This window comes from Paenarthrobacter sp. AR 02, assembly GCF_021538675.1.
Taxonomy (GTDB): domain Bacteria; phylum Actinomycetota; class Actinomycetes; order Actinomycetales; family Micrococcaceae; genus Arthrobacter.
In genome coordinates this window covers 127515-145776 of sequence record NZ_JAJUKH010000007.1, presented here as the reverse complement: position 1 = coordinate 145776, position 18262 = coordinate 127515, and the positions used below count along the sequence as shown (strand labels likewise).

Sequence of the window (18262 nt, the reverse complement as noted above, 5' to 3'; positions counted from 1 at the left end):
TGACTGAGATCCGGCAGCCGACACCTAGGCGCGGAACGAATCTACCCAGGATGGGTGACTTCAACCTCACCGTCATCCTGGAAGCGATCCGGCGATCCCCGGGAGGGCTCAGTCGCGTTGAACTTGCGCAAATCGTTGGGCTTTCACCGCAGACCATCTCCAACATCTCCCGGCGCCTTCTTGACCAACAGCTCATCATGGAGGCCGGCAAGGAAGGATCGGGGCCGGGTAAGCCCCGGACCATCCTGCGCCTGAACCCCGCGGGTATGTACGCGGTGGGCGTTCATCTCGACCCGGCCGTCATCACCTTCGTGGTCCTGGACCTGTTGGGTGATGTCGTCCGGCATTCACGCATGGCCACCCCAGGCGGTGACCCGGCGGACGTGATCACCAGCATCGCAGGGCAAATCGATATCCTCATCCAGGAATCAGGCGTTGACGCGTCCAAGATCGCCGGACTGGGCGTTGCGGTCCCTGGTCCCATCGACCTCGACGAGGGCTCTGTAGTGGAGCCGCCGCTGTTGACCCGCTGGGACCGGGTACCAATCCGCGAAGCGTTGGCCGAAGCCACCGGCCTGGAAACCCTCGTGGACAAGGATGTCACCAGCGCAGCGGTTGCGGAGACTTGGGCAGGTGGCGCCAGTGGCGCGGGCAGCTTTGTCTTCATGTACATGGGAACCGGTATCGGTTGCGGCATTGTCCTCAATGACGAAGTCGTGCGTGGCACGTCCGGTAACGCAGGCGAAATCGGCCACATTGTGGTGGATCCCGACGGTCCCCTGTGTGATTGCGGGCAGCGCGGGTGCGTCAAGTCCAGCAGCATCCCGCAGGTCCTTGTTGCCGAAGCCGAAGAGGCCGGCGTCCTGGACGGAAAGCGCCAGGGAGCAGACGGCCCGGAAGTCCAGGAGCGGTTCGCGGAGTTGTGCGACAAAGCCGATGCCGGTGACGCCAAGGCCATTGCGATCCTGGACAAGTCAGCCACACTTGTCGCCCGGGCAGTCTCCGTAGTAGCCAACACGCTGGACGTGGAGCGCGTGGTGTTTGGCGGGCCCTTCTGGGGCCGGATGTCGCCGTACTTCCTGGAACGGGTGCCCGCCTTGCTGGAACAGAACAATGCGGCCCGTGCGATCCACGGGCTCGAAGTCGTGGGCACAGGGGTTGGCGAGGACGTCGGCGCGATCGGTGCCGCATGCCTGGTCCTGGAACACATGCTCGCCCCGCGCGCGCAAAGGCTCCTGCTGGAGGGCTAAGGCCAGGCAGGGACAACTGAATAGCCGTAAGGCTGGGCCACCTCGCATAGGTGTCACGATGAAGTGCTGGCTTGCAGCCACCTTTCGACCGATTGGAGCCTCATGGGCAGCCGACTAAAGACCTTCCGGGTAAGAACTGCCATATACCGATCTGCCGCCATGTTCTCTGTCGCTGCCATCCTTGCGGCGACGACGTCGTGCTCACCCTCCCCTGATGCAGCGGAGAACAAGACCCTGAAGATCGTGTACCAAAAGACGGATTCCTTCACGGCGCTGGACGCGGTCATGCAGGATGCCAAGAAGGAATTCGAAGCCGCCCATTCCGGGGTGACTGTTGATCTCCAGCCCATTCAGGCCAACGACGACGATTACGGGACCAAGCTTTCCCTGACGCAGCGTTCCACCGACACGGCTCCCGACGTCTTCTACGAAGACACCTTCAAGGTCCGTTCGGACGTCGACGCCGGTTACCTCCTCAAGCTGGACAGCTACCTCGAAAAATGGAGCGACTGGCCCGCGTTCGACGAAGCAGCCAAGGAAGCCGGACGAGCCGACGACGGCGCTGTCTACGCTGTACCGCTCGGCACCGACACACGTGCCATCTGGTACAACAAAGCCGTCTTGCGGAAGGCCGGGATACCCGTGCCATGGCAACCCAAAACCTGGGAGGAGATCCTGGCCGCAGCCCGCGCAATCAAAGCCGCGGACCCTGAGGCCATCCCGTTCAACCTCTACGCCGGAAAGGCAACCGGCGAGGGCACAGTCATGCAGGGGTTCTACGAACTGCTGTACGGCACGGACAGCACCCTGTACGACGAGCACGAGAAAAAATGGGTGGTCGGTTCACAGGGATTCACTGACTCGTTGGCCTTCCTGAAAACGCTGTATGACGAGAAGCTGGCTGTCAGCCCGGCCGAGGCCCTGGACGCGAATGTGTGGAAAAAGGTCTTCGGTGAATGGTTCCCGAAGGGCAAACTGGGCGCCACAGTGGAAGGTTCCTACGCGCCGTCGTTCTGGCAGAAAGGCGGAGCGTACGAATGGCCCGGCTACGAGCAGGACATGGGCGTTGCGATGTTTCCCACTCAAAAGGGGCAGGAGCCCGGCGGGGTAAGCATGTCGGGCGGTTGGACCCTGGCCGTGGGGGCGAAAAGCCAGAACCCCGACCTGTCCTTCTCATTCCTCACAACGGTCCTGAATAAGAAGAACGCACTGTCCTACGACATCAACAACTCCCAGATCGCCGTCCGGACCGATGTTGCGGCCGACCCCGGGTACCTGGCTGCCAACCCGTTCGTGAAAGATGTCTCGGACCTGGTGAAAGTGACACACTACCGGCCGGCGACCGCTGACTACCCGAGGATCTCCACCGCCGTGCAGGAAGCCACGGAAGCCGTGATCACCGGCAAGAAGAGTCCCGAAGATGCCTCAGCCGACTACGACGCCGCCCTACGCAAGCTGGTAGGGGAGGACAAGGTTTTGGAGAAATGACGGTCCGCCGCGTCCTGCGGCTCCTGCCAGTGGCTCCGTCGATTGTGCTGTTGACGGTGTTCCTCCTGGCTCCGGTGGTGTGGTCGTTCCATGCGTCCTTCACCAACGCTGCCTTGTCCGGGAAAGGAGCCAGGGAACCCCAGTGGGTGGGCATGGACAACTATGTCCGCATGGCTGGAGATGACTCCTTCCCCTTGGCCGCCTGGCTGACGGTGGTTTTCGTCATGGCATCTGCCGTGCTTGGCCAGAGCGGTCTGGGCCTGCTGATAGCACTGCTGATGACCCGTTCAAGCAAGGCCGTGTCGTCCTGGGTGGGAACGGCAGTGGTTGCGGCGTGGGTGTTGCCGGAGATCGTTGCCGCCTTCGCCGCGTACGCCTACTTCAACCGGGACGGGACGCTGAACCAGATCCTTGGCGGCATGGGCATCCCGGGCGCGGACTGGCTGTATTCCTTCCCCATGGTGGCGATCATCCTTGCCAATACCTGGCGCGGCACAGCCTTCTCCATGCTGGTGTACCGGGCCGCGCTGGCTGACGTTCCCCGGGATGTCTCGGAGGCAGCCCTGATGGACGGGGCGCGGGGTTGGCAGCGCCTGGCGTTCATCACGCTTCCGCTGATCCGGAGCAGCATAGCGACCAACCTCATGCTGATCACTCTGCAGACCCTCGCCGTCTTCACCCTGATCTGGGTGATGACCGCCGGTGGACCAGCGAACGCCAGTACCACCCTGCCCGTGCTGGCCTACCAGGAGGCTTTCAAGTTCGGTGACATCGGCTACGGAACGGCGGTGGCGTCCGTGCTGATCGTGTTGGGCATGGTTTTTGGCGCGGTGTATGTGCAGCTCCTGCGGGACAAGCGCGCATGAGCAGGACGGAGGTGCCATCGCGGACAGCGAGTACGACGCCGGGAACCGGCTCACGCCGTCGGGCGAAGCTGGGTGCGAATGCCGCTTTGGTCCTCGTTGGGGTGTGTTTCGTGGTGCCATTGCTGTGGCTGGTGCTTGCCGCCGTCGATCCCCAAGCCAGCTACCAGGCCAAGGTGCCCGAAACGCCGTCGTTGGATAATTTCCGTGCCGTGCTGACCCCGGAGCTGCTGTTCAGGCCCCTGGCCAACAGTTTCCTGCTCTCGGCCGGCACCGCCGCAGTGAACCTGTTGGCTGCGGTGCTGGCAGCGTACCCGTTGTCCAGGTACCAGTCGCGGTTCAACAAGCCTTTCCTGTACACGGTCCTGTTCGGTACATCGCTGCCCGTGACTGCCATCATGGTTCCGGTCTACGGTCTGTTCGTCCAGCTGCAATTGCTGGATTCCATGGCTGCAACCATCTTCTTCATGGCCACCACCACCCTGCCCATGGCGATCTGGATGACCAAGAACTTCATGGACTCCGTTCCCCTGGAACTTGAGGAGGCCGCCTGGATCGACGGTGCATCGAATCTGGTGGCACTGCGCACCATCGTGCTGCCGCTGATGAGGCAGGGCCTGGGCGTGGTGTTGATCTTCGTGTTCATCCAGGCATGGGGAAACTTCTTCGTCCCCTTCATCCTGCTGCTGTCCACGGGGAAGCAACCTGCCTCGGTGTCGATCTTCAGTTTCTTTGGCCAGCACGGCGCCGTAGCCTACGGGCAGTTGGCGGCTTTCTCGATCCTGTATTCAGTTCCGGTGCTGGTCCTTTATGCCCTGGTGTCCCGGGGCATGGGGAACTCGTTTGCCCTGTCCGGCGCCATGAAGGGTTAGCGCGGACGGGATCAGTCGATGTCCTCAACGATTTCGCCGTAAGGTATCGACTCGTCCAAATGGGCTTGATGACCCGTGGGACCGGAGTTGTAGGTGATCCGGACGCCGTGGCGTTGATCCGCCGCTGACTGCAGCAAAACAGGGCGAACGGCGTCCACAACGTGCTGGGTTTGGCTTGCAAGGTAGTTCTGGTAGGCGGCTGGTAGCTGATGCATGGCAAAAGGATAGACCCGCGGCGTCCGCATGGGGAGGGCTGCCCATTGCGGCTTTTTTGGACCCCGACTTGGATAGAGTGGCCAAACAACGCCAGCGAGGAGACCACGAGTGCAACAGACCACAGCCACGGCCGGCATTGATGCCCCGGACATGGCCCGTGCCCAGCAACTCGTGGGCAGCATTGTCCGCAGTTTCGAAAATAAAGTGGTGGGTCAAACCCGGCTGCGCGAGACCTTGCTCATTGGTCTTTTGACCGGCGGCCACGTGCTTCTCGAGAGCGTTCCGGGCCTGGCGAAAACTACCGCGGCCCAAGCCATTGCCGAATCGGTCAGCGCAGAGTTCCGCCGGATCCAGTGCACACCGGACCTTCTTCCCAGCGACATCGCCGGTACGCAGATCTTCGACGCTGCGAAGGGGACCTTCGTTACCCAGCTCGGCCCGGTCCACGCCAACATCGTTTTGCTTGACGAAATCAACAGGTCCAGCGCTAAGACCCAGAGTGCCATGTTGGAAGCCATGCAGGAACGGCAGACATCCATTGGCGGGGAGTCCTATCCGCTGCCCAAGCCGTTCCTGGTATTGGCAACGCAGAACCCCATTGAGCAGGAAGGGACCTACCGCCTCCCGGAGGCCCAGATGGACAGGTTCATGCTCAAGGATGTGTTGGACTATCCAAGCCCGGCCGAGGAAGCAGAGGTGATCCGGCGGATCGATGCCGGCGTGTTCAACCCGGACTTGAAGCCGCCTGCCGCAGCATCGTTGGACGCAGTGCTCCGGGTCCAGGAGCTGGTGCGCAGGGTTTACATCGATCCGGCCATTGTCAGGTACATCGTGGGCTTGGCCTACGTCACCCGCACCGCAAGCCAGTACCTCGACCCCCAACTTGCCGGCCTGGTTGAGTTCGGTGCCAGTCCACGGGCAAGCATTGCCTTCAGCCAAGCGGCAAGGGCCCTAGCCCTGCTCAACGGCCGCGACCACGTCATCCCGGAAGACGTCAAGAACCTTGCCCACCGCATCCTGCGCCACCGCATCATTCTCGGATTCGATGCCGTAGTGGAGGGGATCTCCGTGGAAACCGTCATCGATGCCGTCCTGGCTTCGGTGCAGACGCCGTAACGGACAAGCCATTGCCGAGCCTTCTCCGCCGCGTGAAATCCAGGATGTTCATCTTCTCCCATCGCCGCACCCTCACGTTGCTGGACGGCGAGTACGGTTCCGTCTTCAAGGGCCGAAGCCTGGACTTCGATGAACTGCGCGCCTATGTCCCTGGAGATGAAGTCAGGGACATCGACTGGAAGGCCACCGCCAGGCACGGATCACCGCTGGTCAAGCGCTACGTGGCGGTGCGGCGCCATTCGGTGCTGCTCCTGGTGGACACGGGACGGAACATGGCCGCGGAGGCATCCTCGGGTGAAGGCAAAAAGGACATCGCCGTTCACGCCGCGGGGGTCATGGGGTATCTGGCCTGTCGCCATGGTGACGATGTGGGCCTGCTGCACGGCAACGAAGCCACCTCCCTCTACGTCCCCCCGCGCGCAGGGGAGGAACACCTGGAACGCCTCCTACGGGACATCGATTCACAGATAACCCTGGAGAGTCCCCATGGGAAAATCGCCAAGCAACTCGATTATGTCCTGCGATACCTGAAGGGACGGCTGCTGATTGTGGTGGTCGCCGACGAGTTCCTGCCTGATGACCATACTGAGGCGATGCTGCGCCGACTCCGGGCCCGGCACGAAGTCCTCTGGCTCACCATCCAGGACGCCGAGCTGGCGCCAACTCCGGGCAGCGCCGCCAAGGACAGCACGGACGTCCGGACCGCCGAACCAATCCCGTCACGCCTGGCCATGGACAGCAAGGTGCGGGCCGCGTACGCCACCGCCACCGGGGAACGGACGCGGCGGCGGCGCGATACTTTCCGACGCCTCGGTATCGCCGAGGAACACACTGGTGGAAGCGAGGACGTCCTGACCGCAATCTTCACCCTCCTCGAAAAACACCGCTCCCGGGCCGCAACCACAGCACAGCGCGGCAAAGGTGGCACCAGTGCAGGATGACTCCGGCTTCTACGCGCCACTGCACTACCAGCAGCTCTGGCTTTGGTTGGGTTTGCTGCTGGTACTCCTCGTCGCAGCCTGGTACGCCTGGGTGCTCTGGCCTGCCCGCCCGGAAAAGACCGCCCGCTTGGAAGCCGTAGCCCGCCCGACGCTGGACACATTGCGCAACACCTGCGTGGCCGCCATCCAGGCCACGGCATCGGACGCCGACGCCGGTCGCCTGCCCGAACGTGAGGCCCACCAAAGGCTGAGCTTCCTGGTCCGCGAGTTCGCCGGAAGTGCCACGGGGCTACCCATCACCTCCATGACGCTCGAAGAACTGCGCGGCCACGGGTTGGCAGACCTCGCAACCGGGATCGCGCGGATCTACCCCAACGAATTCGCCCCCATGCCCGTCCAAACCGTCAGCCAATCCGCAGTCGCAGCCCGCCAAGTGGTGCTCGAATGGAACTGAGCTACTGGTGGATCCTTCCCCTCACAGCAATCACGGTGGTTTTCGCCGCATGGCTGCACCGTCGCCGTAAACCCAGACCCACCCGTGCCGTAGCCTACGGCGAGAGGCTCACCGGGCTCCCCGAGTACCAGCAGGCCCTGCGCCGGCACCGTCTGCGCTTGGCGCTCGCAGTCCTGTTGGGAGCAGTATTCCTGGCCGCCACCGCTACAGCCGCCGCCCGACCTACCCAACGGAGCACCGAGCAGCCGGAAATCCGCAACAGGGACATTGTGCTCTGCCTGGACGTTTCCGGGTCCATGACCGGCACGGACGCAGCCATCGCCGGCGTCTTTCAGGAGCTGGCCAAGGAATTCGACGGCGAACGGATAGGCATGGTCATCTTCGACAGCAGCAGCGTTCACGTGTTCCCGTTGACCGACGACTACGAATACGCGGCAGAACAGCTCAAGCTCGCCAAGGAAGCACTCGACGACGGGGCCGGATCCTTCTTCGACGGCACCTGGAACGGCGAAGGCTCCTCCCTGATCGGAGACGGACTGGCTTCCTGCGTCCAAAGCTTCCCGGACACGGACCCCAGCGGGGACCAAGGAACAGCCAAGCGTTCGCGGTCAGTGGTGCTGGCAACGGACAACTTCCTCTCCGGGGAGCCGATCTTCACCCTGGACGAGGCCGTGGCGCTGGCGGCGACCAAGAATGTCAAGGTGCACGCCCTTAACCCCGGGGACGTGGACTACGGTGGCCGAACCGACCAGCCAGGGGCTCAACTGCGGGCCGCTGCCGAGCGGACTGGAGGCTCCTACTACAAACTGGACAGCCCCGAAGCCGTACCAGGCATAGTCCGCGAAGTGCAGGCAACGGAAGCCACCAGCTACCGCGCCGCCCCGCAGGCAATCGTCACGGACACACCTGCGTGGCCACTGGGGATTGCCCTGCTGGCCGGTGCAGGAATGCTGGTCCTCGGATGGCGGCTTGAACCATGACCTTCGAACCGATTCTGCCGTGGCCGGTCCTTGTGGTGGCCGGCTTCGGCATCCTCGTCCTGACTGCCTGGACCCTGATCCCACGGCGGGGGACCCGGCCCCACGGCAAGGTGCGGCCTGCCGCCCTGCGCAGTGCCGCCGTCGTGCTTCTTCTCATCGCCGCAATGCGGCCGGGGCTGATGGGCGGGCAGTCCGTCAGCGCTTCGTCCGAGATCGATGTCTTCTTCGTGGTGGATACCAGCACCAGCATGGCTGCAGAGGATCATCACGGCACCGAAACGCGATTGGCCGGGGTCAAACAAGACGTGACGGCAGTCGCGCGGGAACTTGCGGGAGCCAAATTTTCACTGATCACCTTTGACAGCAAAGCCACAGTCCGTATGCCGCTCACACAGGACGCCACGGCACTGCAGACCGCCATGGCCACGCTTCAACCGCAGAGGGCACGCTACGCGTCGGGCAGCAGCGTCACCATTGCGGCCAACCTCTTGAAGGACAGGCTCGACGCCGCCCAGAAGCAACATCCGGGTCGACCTGCGCTGGTCTTTTACGCCGGCGACGGAGAAAACACCAGTGCAAAGACGCCCACGCCCATGGATGCCACCAACGTTGCCGGGGGAGCAGTCCTGGGCTACGGTACCGGCGAAGGTGGCCGGATGAGGGAATCGGCTGACGGCGGCGCCGGGTATGTCAAAGACAAGGGTTCCAACGAAGCGAAGGATGCTGTGTCGCGTATTGACGAAGCACAGCTCGGGCGCATCGCGGACCAGCTCCACGTCCCTTATGCCCACCGGACGGGCGCAGAGCCGACCTCCGACATTCTCCGTGGCGTCCAGCTGGGAAAGCTGACCACCACCGCAGGCGACGGTCCCGGCCGGGTGGAGCTTTACTGGCTGTTTGCCCTGGCGGCGTTCCTCCTGGCAATGCACGAACCCCTGCGACATTCCTTTGAGCTCGCCAACCTGCGCCGGCCCTTGCAGAAGGAGCCGGACCTGTGAGCCTCCGAACAGCACGACGCCGGCGTCTCCGGCTGGTGATCTGGTCAGCTCTTCCAGTCCTCCTGGTCCTCGCGGTCGCTGCGAAACTCCTCAGCGTCGGCCTGCTGGGCAGTGCTGCGGGGGAGTTGTTCCGGAACGGACAGCACGACGAACTGGCGCGGGCAGCATCGTGGCTTGGCGTAGCCAACATAGTGGAGCCGTATAAGGCGCCCTTCGCTTCCGGTGATGCCCACGTGCTGGCGGGGGAGTTCTCGGCAGCCCGAACCGATTTCGATGCCGCGCTACATTCGGGGGCCGGTGACGATGAATGTAAGGTCCGCGTCAATCTGGTCCTGAGTATCGAGAAGCTGGGCGACGCGGCGGCGGACAGGGGCACGACATCCCGGTTGTTCAAGGAAGCGTTGGATGCCGCGAACGCTGTTCCGGAGAAGTGCCGTGAAGCGGGATCCGCGAATGCGGACGGCGAAGGATCAACATTGGATTCGGCTGCCGCACGGCTCTCAGGCAAGATCCAGGACACGGACAGAAAGGCCGGCGATGCACCGACCGCGCCGGACAAAGAAACCGACCCTCAGCCAGGGAAACTGAAGGAACTCAGGGACAGTGCAGAGCAGGCACAGCAGGAGCGGGCCGAAGGCCAGCAACGCGACGAATACCTGCGGGGTCCCGATAATGGGCCGGGAGTTGACAGGCCATGGTGACTGACCGCCGTCGGCGTTTAATGGCGCGCTACTCCCACAGGATTTCGTCGTCCACCACGCCGTCCTCATCGGCGGCGACCACCAGGAGTTCGTCGGTGAAGTGCGAGCCGAGGGTGAAATCCAGCACGAAGTATCGCTCGGGTTGCCCCGGGTAGATGGCCACGTGCCCCAATTTGAGGGCATTCAGGAAGACATCATTGGTGAGCTGGCCCTTGTCCCGGACACCGAAAACGGACTCCAACTGCTCCTCTTTGAGCTGTGAGCTGTGGAAATGCAGGAACTGTTGGGGGTTGGTGCCGTCCTGGTCGAGTTCATCGGCAATCATCTCCCGGACCTGGTCCACCAGTTCGGGCAGGAAGCGCAGGCGATAGTCCACTTTGCGCATAGCGGCTTCGTCGAAGTGGTCGTGGGCAGTGACGTTGAGGTCAAGTTCCAGCGGATTGCCGCCGAGTTCATGCTTGGCAACGAAGCAATGTTCACTGCCGTGGTTGAGCTCGACTTCCCCAAAATGTTTGCTCGCTAGCTTGCCCATGTGATCAATCTAACCCCAACCACCGGCGGGTTCCAGCAATTGGGAATATTTCACTTGCGCCGCTGTGAGCCCTTGACGGGCGCGGTTTTCAGGGGGTGCAGTCCGCTTCTTCCGGAGGAGTCCCTGAGCGTGTCGGCCAGCAGTTGGGTGAACAATTGCACCTGCGCGGTGCGCTTTTCGTTGATGAGCAGGGCGAACACATTGCGGGCCAGCCTGATGTCCGGGACGTCCAGGACCACGACGCCGGACGGCCGGTTCCGCAGGGCCAGTTCCGGGACCAGCGAAGCACCAAGGCCGGCCGCGGTCATCTCCAGGCTGGCGTGGAAGTCGTCGCTGTAGGCCACGACGCGGGGATGCAGGTTGCAACTGGCGAACAACCGCTCAATGACCAAGGCGTCGCTGGTGCCGGGGTGATGCACGATCCACGGCATGTCGGATAGGTGGGCTGCCTCGATTTCGGCGTCTTCGCGGATTTTCCACGACGCGGGCAGGACAACGCGGAAGTCGTCGTCGCCGATCCACTGCCGTTCAAGCGAGTGCGGCCACGCCAGCCCGGACTGCCCCACCTGGTAGACCAGCGCCACATCCAGTTCGCCGCCGCTGCGCAGCCCTTGGATGGTTTGCGCCGGCTCTGCCACTGAGACCTTCAGCTCAATGCCCAAACCGTTCCAACGGTCATTGCGCAGGATGTCCGGCAGGACGTAGGTGGCGAGGCTGGGAAAGATACCCAACCTGAGTTCCTGCGCGGGGGAGTCGTTGGTCCTGGACGCGGCGGCCATAAGGGCCTCGACATCGGTGAGCACCTTGGAGGCGTGCCGTGTCATGGTCAGCGCCGCTTCAGTGGGGACAACGCTGCGCGCTGACCGCTGGAAGAGTTCGACGCCGGTATCACGTTCCAGCGCGGCCATCTGTTGGGAGACTGCAGAGGCGGTGTAACCGAGCTGTGCAGCGGCGGCGGCGAACGAGCCAAGGCGGGTCACCTCCATGAGCGTGCGGAGGTGGAGGAGGTTGACCATCAGCCGATTTTAGCTGTTCGCCACGCCACATTTTCAAAGTGTCACGACACGCCGTATCCGCGCGACACGCTGAAGATTAAATGTGGCTAAGTAGTCCACAGGGTGTGGATGACATCTCTCATTTTGGCGGAATCCCGGACATTTTGAACCCCCCGCCCTGTGGACGAGCGGTGGATTGAATGACATACTTGTAATACATCATCTTGGGGTTCCAGTTCGGCGCTTGCACTACATGTAGTATCGATTTACGGATTGAGCGGGAAACCAGCACAAGACAAAATCAGAGCGTGTTGGCTGTCACGGCAGCCTGCGGGCCGGTATCGGATTCAGTAGTCAGTTCCGGTTGAGCCCGCCAGATACGAAGAGAATCAGACTTCAACTTAGGGGACAGGGATCATGACCGTAACGGTTTACACGAAGCCGGCCTGTGTTCAGTGCAACGCAACCTACCGGGCACTCGACAAGAAGGGCATTGCCTACCAGAGTGTCGACATCTCCCAGGACGCCGAGGCCCTTGAGCGCCTCAAGGCACTGGGTTACATGCAGGCTCCCGTCGTCGTAACCGAGCAGGACCACTGGTCCGGATTCCGCCCGGACAAGATCGAGGAACTGGCCCAGGCCGTTTCCTCCGTGGCCTGACTTTCGCCACCACACACACCAAGAATTCCTATGTAGTTGAGGTGACTCCATGGCACCGCTGGCAGCGGCCACCGCCCGCAAGGTGACGGAAGCTGTGACCACGAGGAGTCACCTCATCTACTTTTCCTCCACCTCTGAGAACACCAAAAGATTCGTCCAGAAACTGGGCAGGGATGCTGCACGCATCCCGCTGTACGCCCAGGACGCCCCGCTCCAAGCCCTTGAGCCTTTCGTTCTTGTGCTGCCTACTTACGGCGGCACCAACGGCGAAGGTTCGGTGCCGAAACAGGTCATCAGGTTTCTGAACGATCCCGGGAACAGGAAGCTGATCCGGGGTGTTATCGGAGCGGGGAACACAAACTTCGCGGACAACTATTGCGCAGCGGGAGACATCATCTCCGTCAAGTGCAAGGTGCCGCATCTTTACAAATTTGAACTCATGGGGACGCCAGAAGACGTCCAACGGGTCAACGAAGGGCTGGAAAAGTTTTGGACACAACTGTCGCAGAAACAGAAGTAACCGGGGGCGCTGTGGACACGGCCAAGAAGCCGCTGCCTGAGGCTTACAAGGGCCTGGGCTATCACGAGCTCAACGCCATGCTGAACCTGTATGGCCCCAACGGTGAGATCCAGTTCGAAGCCGACCGTGAAGCTGCGCACCAGTACTTCCTGCAGCATGTGAACAACAACACCGTCTTCTTCCACGACCTGGAAGAGAAGCTCGACTACCTGGTGAAGAACCAGTATTACGAGCGCGAGACGCTTGACCAGTACACGATGAACTTCATCCGCGACCTCTTCAACCGCGCGTACAAGAAGAAGTTCCGTTTCGAGACCTTCCTGGGCGCCTTCAAGTTCTACACGTCCTACACACTGAAGACTTTTGACGGCAAGCGTTTCCTTGAGCGCTACGAAGACCGCGTCTGCATGGTTGCCCTGCACCTTGCCCGCGGCAACGAAGACCTCGCCAACCGCCTCGTCGACGAAATCATCGATGGCCGTTTCCAGCCTGCCACCCCCACGTTCCTCAACGCCGGTAAGGCCCAGCGCGGCGAGCTCGTCTCCTGCTTCCTGCTCCGCATCGAAGACAACATGGAGTCGATCGCCCGCGCCATCAACTCCGCACTTCAGCTCTCCAAGCGTGGCGGCGGTGTAGCGCTCTCGCTCACCAACATCCGCGAGCACGGCGCCCCGATCAAGCAGATCGAGAACCAGTCCTCCGGCGTCATCCCCGTCATGAAGCTCCTCGAAGACAGCTTCTCCTACGCAAACCAGCTCGGTGCCCGCCAGGGTGCAGGTGCCGTTTACCTGCACGCACACCACCCGGACATCCACCGCTTCCTGGACACCAAGCGCGAGAACGCCGACGAGAAGATCCGTATCAAGACCCTTTCCCTGGGTGTCGTGGTCCCGGACATCACGTTCGAGCTCGCCAAGAAGAACGAGGACATGTACCTCTTCTCGCCGTACGACGTCGAGAAGGTCTATGGCGTTCCGTTCTCCGATATCTCGGTGACCGAGAAGTACTACGAGATGGTCGATGATTCCCGGATCAAGAAGACCAAGATCAGCGCCCGCGAGTTCTTCCAGACCCTCGCGGAGATCCAGTTCGAGTCCGGCTACCCGTACATCATGTTCGAGGACACCGTAAACCGGGCCAACCCGATCGACGGCAAGATCACCATGAGCAACCTCTGCTCGGAGATCTTGCAGGTTTCCTCGCCGTCCATCTACGCCGAGGACCTCAGCTACGAGACCGTGGGCAAGGACATCTCCTGCAACCTCGGTTCCATGAACATCGCCAAGACCATGGACTCGCCGGACTTCGGTCTCTCCATCGAGACGTCCATCCGTGCCCTGAGTGCTGTGTCGGATATGTCCTACATCAACTCGGTGCCGTCCATCGCGCAGGGCAACGCCCAGAGCCACGCGATTGGCCTTGGCCAGATGAACCTGCACGGCTACCTTGCCCGTGAGCGCGTCCACTACGGATCCGAAGAGGGCCTGGACTTCACCAACATCTACTTCTACACGGTGCTGTTCCACGCTCTGCGCGCTTCCAACCGCCTGGCCATCGAGACCGGCCAGAAGTTCGGCGGCTTCGAGAAGTCCACCTACGCCAGCGGCGAGTTCTTCGACAAGTACACCGAGCAGGAGTGGACCCCGGAGACCGAGCGCGTTCGCGAGCTCTTCGCCGGCCACCACATCCCCACCCAGGATGACTGGCGCGAGCTGAAGGCTTCTGTCATGGAGCGCGGTATCTACAACCAGAACCTCCAGGCCGTCCCGCCGACCGGTTCCATCAGCTACATCAACAACTCCACCTCGTCGATCCACCCGGTGGCCGCCAAGATTGAAATCCGCAAGGAAGGCAAGATCGGCCGCGTCTACTACCCGGCTCCGTACCTGACCAACGACAACCTGGAGTACTACCAGGATGCCTACGAAATCGGCTACGAGAAGATCATCGACACCTACGCCGCTGCCACGCAGCACGTGGACCAGGGCCTGTCCCTGACGCTGTTCTTCAAGGACACCGCCACCACGCGTGACATCAACAAGGCGCAGATCTACGCATGGCGCAAGGGCATCAAGACCCTCTACTACATCCGTCTCCGCCAGCTCGCGCTGGAAGGGACTGAGGTTGAGGGTTGCGTCAGCTGCATGTTGTGATCAACCTTCATAGGTTGATCAATGGTGGCCACGGCTACCTTCAAAACTAAAGAGTACGACGGCGGGTCACCACCCGCCGTCGTAGGCTTACCTCAAGAACACCATCGCTTAAGGGGATGAAATGACCGAAAAGGTCAAGCTGCTGACACACGTCGAGGCCATCAACTGGAACAAGATCCAGGACGATAAGGACGTGGAAGTCTGGAACCGACTGGTCAACAACTTCTGGCTGCCGGAGAAGGTGCCGCTGTCCAACGACGTCCAGTCGTGGCACACGCTGACCCCGGAAGAGCAGCAGCTCACCATGCGCGTCTTCACGGGCCTGACCCTGCTGGACACCATCCAGGGCACGGTCGGCGCTGTCTCGCTGATCCCCGATGCCATCACCCCGCATGAAGAAGCTGTGTACACCAACATCGCCTTCATGGAGTCGGTGCACGCCAAGTCCTACTCGTCCATCTTCTCCACCCTGTGCTCCACCAAGGAGATTGACGACGCTTTCCGCTGGTCCCTCGAAAACGAGAACCTGCAGAAGAAGGCCCAGATCGTCATGGACTACTACCAGGGCGACGACCCCCTGAAGCGCAAGGTTGCTTCCACCCTGCTGGAAAGCTTCCTGTTCTACTCGGGCTTCTACCTGCCCATGTACTGGTCCTCACGTGCCAAGCTCACGAACACGGCCGACCTCATCCGCCTCATCATCCGCGACGAGGCCGTGCACGGTTACTACATCGGTTACAAGTTCCAGAAGGGCCTGGAGAAGGTTTCCGAGGCCCGCAAGCAGGAGATCAAGGACTACACGTTCGAGCTCCTCTTCGAGCTGTACGAAAACGAAGTCCAGTACACCCACGACCTCTACGACGGAGTCGGCCTGGCCGAGGACGTCAAGAAGTTCCTGCACTACAACGCCAACAAGGCCCTGATGAACCTGGGCTACGAGGCCATGTTCCCGGCTTCCGTCACCGACGTGAATCCGGCCATCCTCTCCGCCCTGTCCCCGAATGCCGACGAGAACCACGACTTCTTCTCCGGCTCCGGATCCTCCTACGTGATCGGTAAGGCCGTGAACACGGAGGATGAGGACTGGGAGTTCTAAGCTGTCAGACCGGACGGCGGTTGTGAGGATTTCCACCTGAACCTCCGTCCACGGGCTGAGCGCCCGTTGAAAGCTAAAGGACCCCGCATGCTTTGAGCATGCGGGGTCCTTTTTGCTGTTATGAGAAGGAGACTTGAATTCCGGCCGAGCTGAATATGCCGGTCAGCATGGACCTTGTGTTTTCACTTGGCTGCTTCCGAAGCTGTGATTCCCGGGCAGCAGAAGCCAGTTTCATCTCAGCGAGGTTGAAGTACTTTGCCTGCTGGGGTGTCTCCACAGCATCGGTAATGGGCCCCAGATATTACAAGCGAAAGGCGACCGCGTCCTCGTCAGCGTGCACGTCAACACGACAAGGAACAGCCCCACCACCTCGAGAGGGTTCGCTCCATGGATGGACGGTACTAACTACCGGCGGACTTGCAGTGGAAGTTGGTGTGGCGGGAGCGGTGCCGCGTGGCGCGCTGAAAGCGCCCGCATCGTGCGGGAGACTGATGACGGTGCGGCAGAGGATAGCTTTGCTACTCTGCCGAAAACAGAATTGCTGTGTTTGTGAAAAGGCCGAGAGTTGAGCCTGCGGTTGAAGGGGGAATCACAATGACCGAGTTGGAAGACGTGACACTGGAGACCGAGCTCGATGACGAGGAGGCCAACTTAGACATCGAGAACGCCATAAGTGCCCGTCATTCGATCGCCCGGAAGTACGTCATGAGGATTCGGCGTCGGCATCCGGAGGCGACCCCGGCGGAAGTGATCAAGTTGCTGGAACGCCACTACAGCACTTCAATTACCGCCGCAGGTGCGGCCATTACTGCAGGTTCTGTCGCTGCTGAGGTGGCAATTTCCTTCATTCCGGGTGGCGGTGTGGCGGCCACCGGCATTAAGACAGCAGGGAAACAGGCCGCGAAGATGACCGCGCAGGTAACGGTGAAGGAGGCGGCCAAGGTAGCCGCCAAGAACATGGCCATGGGAGCTGTGAAGACCGGCGCTAATCGTGTGGCCGCGCTCCTGCCTGCGGGTGATCAGCAGCTCCAGTTCGAGCTCACAGCAATCTTTGGACTTGCCCTCGCTGACATACACGGAATGGATCTTGACCAAGACCAGGCGCATGCTTTGATTTACGGTCTTACCAATGATTCCGTTAGCCAGAAGCAGATTGCAACCATGGCTAAGGACGTTGCGGCAACTTCTCCCGATGGAGTTGTGGGCGTTGCTCAGAAATTCGCGGCGGCCAGCGGTGACTGGTCGCATTGGGCGACGACCCTGGCCGATACCCTGCCCAGTGGGGCCGCGCAAAGCCTTGTCAGGACCATCCAGACCGGTCAGCTAGATACCGTGCGAGAGACATTGAGCGGAAAACAGCAGTCCGTGATCGAGTACGGGGTCGGAGCGCTGACAGGAGGAGTCAGCCGGTTCGTGTTCGGCCGCGACGTGGTCGAGTCAGCACGGTCCGCATTCCCCAAAGCTCCGGAGGAATTCCCTCGGCACTTGACTCTTCAAGGCAAGTCCTCAAACACTGACGAAGGGGAATCCGAACCCAACCGTGCACTTGCACTTCTGGAAGACGCTGCGAAATCCACCGGAAGCTGGATCACCGGAACGGCCAGCACAGTTGGAGAAGGAGTTACAATAGGCGCCTCGGCGGTGGGTGCGGGGGTAACAAGCGCCGCCGCTGCAGTGTCCCGCCCATTCCGTGCCGTAGACGTCGACGGGGACGGCATCCCGGACGAGCCGCAGGCCTTCACCGCGATAAAGGGCCTTGGTGGCGCGCTTGCTGGAGTGAGCGGCGCGGCAAGTGGAAAAGTTGCTGGTTTATTCAAGTCCCGTAAGCAGGATCTGGCTAATGCGCCCGAAAAGGAGCCTGAGGAATGAACTCAGAGGCTTAGATTGCAGAATTAGCTGATGCCATGGAGGCTGGCTTTAGCAAGATCTCAGCCTCTCCTCATGTGCCGACTGGGTCCGGACCGAGCGTTCTTCGTTCTCGGTCGACTTGCGTTCCGGGTCGAGCCGATGCCACCGGCGAGCTGACCTGGGCGCCGGCCATCAGGTCTACGTTGGAAGCGACTGGGTTGGAGGTAATTCAGTCGAGGGCATCGTTGGAACAATGGCCGCCGCGAGCGAGGTCATGCGAGTCAATTCCTTGTATCGCTCGAGGTGTTCGCCGAGTCTTGTACACCATCGACCTCAAGGTGGAAGACGACGCGACTTATGCGACAGTCGATCCCGATGAGGGAGAAGTCGACCTCGATGACGGCACCGACGAAGCATTGAGACAAATGTCGACGATCGGTAGTGCACCTGTTTCGCTTGGCTGGGCATTCTCAGGTCTGGACAGCGTATGGACCGGGTACCAAGCGGAACTCAAGCAAAGATTGGGGCGGCGTGCCGTTGTTCCCAGGAACTGAGGGAGTTCCCATAACGATCCCGCGA

General features: G+C 61.4%; 19 protein-coding genes. 16 read left to right on the top strand and 3 right to left on the bottom strand.

The window, feature by feature from the left end:
• Positions 1-50 precede the first annotated feature (50 nt).
• The 4 genes from LRQ04_RS14375 (at position 51) to LRQ04_RS14360 (ending at position 4473) form a co-directional block, all read left to right on the top strand.
• Entirely contained in the window at positions 51-1250 is a 1200-nt protein-coding gene (locus tag LRQ04_RS14375; protein ID WP_235520863.1) for an ROK family transcriptional regulator, read from the top strand.
• Positions 1251-1409: 159 nt separating this feature from the next.
• Positions 1410-2738, top strand: a complete 1329-nt coding sequence (locus LRQ04_RS14370) for an extracellular solute-binding protein (protein WP_235520861.1) — start codon at positions 1410-1412, stop codon at positions 2736-2738.
• Entirely contained in the window at positions 2735-3604 is an 870-nt protein-coding gene (locus LRQ04_RS14365; RefSeq protein WP_235520860.1) for a carbohydrate ABC transporter permease, read from the top strand. Before LRQ04_RS14370 ends, LRQ04_RS14365 begins: the two co-directional genes overlap by 4 nt.
• Positions 3601-4473 (top strand): carbohydrate ABC transporter permease, encoded by an 873-nt coding sequence (locus LRQ04_RS14360; RefSeq protein WP_235520857.1) that lies wholly within the window; start codon positions 3601-3603, stop codon positions 4471-4473. The genes LRQ04_RS14365 and LRQ04_RS14360 overlap by 4 nt, the downstream gene beginning before the upstream one ends.
• Positions 4474-4484: 11 nt before the next feature.
• On the opposite strand, the gene LRQ04_RS14355 is transcribed toward LRQ04_RS14360, so the two are convergent.
• Positions 4485-4688, bottom strand: coding sequence for a hypothetical protein (locus LRQ04_RS14355; RefSeq protein WP_374198953.1), 204 nt, complete (start codon positions 4686-4688; stop codon positions 4485-4487).
• A 109-nt stretch (positions 4689-4797) separates the two neighbouring features.
• Here LRQ04_RS14355 and LRQ04_RS14350 point away from each other — a divergent pair, with 109 nt between their 5' ends.
• The 6 genes from LRQ04_RS14350 to LRQ04_RS14325 are packed head-to-tail and all read left to right on the top strand — an operon-like array spanning position 4798 to position 9879.
• Positions 4798-5805 carry a MoxR family ATPase gene (locus LRQ04_RS14350; RefSeq protein ID WP_235520853.1) on the top strand — a complete coding sequence of 336 codons (1008 nt, stop codon included), beginning with the start codon at positions 4798-4800 and terminating at the stop codon, positions 5803-5805.
• Positions 5806-5816: 11 nt separating this feature from the next.
• Positions 5817-6746: a DUF58 domain-containing protein gene (locus LRQ04_RS14345; RefSeq protein ID WP_235520850.1), complete on the top strand. Its 930-nt coding sequence runs from the start codon at positions 5817-5819 to the stop codon at positions 6744-6746.
• The gene (locus LRQ04_RS14340; protein WP_235520848.1) at positions 6736-7200 is read left to right on the top strand and encodes a hypothetical protein; all 465 of its coding nucleotides are present in this window, start codon (positions 6736-6738) and stop codon (positions 7198-7200) included. The genes LRQ04_RS14345 and LRQ04_RS14340 overlap by 11 nt, the downstream gene beginning before the upstream one ends.
• Positions 7191-8180 (top strand): VWA domain-containing protein, encoded by a 990-nt coding sequence (locus LRQ04_RS14335; protein ID WP_235520846.1) that lies wholly within the window; start codon positions 7191-7193, stop codon positions 8178-8180. The genes LRQ04_RS14340 and LRQ04_RS14335 overlap by 10 nt, the downstream gene beginning before the upstream one ends.
• A complete protein-coding gene (locus LRQ04_RS14330; protein WP_235520844.1) occupies positions 8177-9178 on the top strand; it encodes a VWA domain-containing protein in 1002 nt (333 codons plus the stop codon). Before LRQ04_RS14335 ends, LRQ04_RS14330 begins: the two co-directional genes overlap by 4 nt.
• Positions 9175-9879, top strand: coding sequence for a hypothetical protein (locus LRQ04_RS14325; RefSeq protein WP_235520841.1), 705 nt, complete (start codon positions 9175-9177; stop codon positions 9877-9879). The genes LRQ04_RS14330 and LRQ04_RS14325 overlap by 4 nt, the downstream gene beginning before the upstream one ends.
• A gap of 28 nt (positions 9880-9907) precedes the next feature.
• Here LRQ04_RS14325 and LRQ04_RS14320 read toward each other — a convergent pair whose 3' ends face one another.
• Both LRQ04_RS14320 and LRQ04_RS14315 read right to left on the bottom strand, forming a co-directional pair.
• Positions 9908-10411: a DUF2004 domain-containing protein gene (locus LRQ04_RS14320; protein ID WP_211712244.1), complete on the bottom strand. Its 504-nt coding sequence runs from the start codon at positions 10409-10411 to the stop codon at positions 9908-9910.
• 50 nt (positions 10412-10461) lie between these two features.
• Positions 10462-11427 carry a LysR family transcriptional regulator gene (locus tag LRQ04_RS14315; protein ID WP_235520839.1) on the bottom strand — a complete coding sequence of 322 codons (966 nt, stop codon included), beginning with the start codon at positions 11425-11427 and terminating at the stop codon, positions 10462-10464.
• A 396-nt stretch (positions 11428-11823) separates the two neighbouring features.
• On the opposite strand from LRQ04_RS14315, the gene nrdH reads away from it, so the two are divergent.
• The 6 genes from nrdH to LRQ04_RS14285 all read left to right on the top strand — a co-directional run bounded on the left by nrdH (position 11824) and on the right by LRQ04_RS14285 (position 18237).
• Positions 11824-12066, top strand: coding sequence for a glutaredoxin-like protein NrdH (gene nrdH / locus LRQ04_RS14310; RefSeq protein WP_011775022.1), 243 nt, complete (start codon positions 11824-11826; stop codon positions 12064-12066).
• A 49-nt stretch (positions 12067-12115) separates the two neighbouring features.
• Complete coding sequence (nrdI, locus tag LRQ04_RS14305; protein WP_235520837.1) at positions 12116-12586, top strand: class Ib ribonucleoside-diphosphate reductase assembly flavoprotein NrdI; 471 nt, start codon at positions 12116-12118, stop codon at positions 12584-12586.
• Positions 12587-12597: 11 nt separating this feature from the next.
• Positions 12598-14739, top strand: coding sequence for a class 1b ribonucleoside-diphosphate reductase subunit alpha (nrdE, locus tag LRQ04_RS14300; RefSeq protein WP_308194945.1), 2142 nt, complete (start codon positions 12598-12600; stop codon positions 14737-14739).
• Between the two features lie 121 nt (positions 14740-14860).
• The gene (nrdF, locus tag LRQ04_RS14295) at positions 14861-15835 is read left to right on the top strand and encodes a class 1b ribonucleoside-diphosphate reductase subunit beta (RefSeq protein ID WP_166840537.1); all 975 of its coding nucleotides are present in this window, start codon (positions 14861-14863) and stop codon (positions 15833-15835) included.
• Positions 15836-16429: 594 nt separating this feature from the next.
• On the top strand, positions 16430-17704 hold the full coding sequence (locus LRQ04_RS14290) for a hypothetical protein (RefSeq protein ID WP_235520835.1): 1275 nt from the start codon (positions 16430-16432) through the stop codon (positions 17702-17704).
• Positions 17705-18000: 296 nt separating this feature from the next.
• Positions 18001-18237: a hypothetical protein gene (locus tag LRQ04_RS14285; RefSeq protein ID WP_235520833.1), complete on the top strand. Its 237-nt coding sequence runs from the start codon at positions 18001-18003 to the stop codon at positions 18235-18237.
• The last annotated feature ends 25 nt before the right edge of the window (positions 18238-18262 follow it).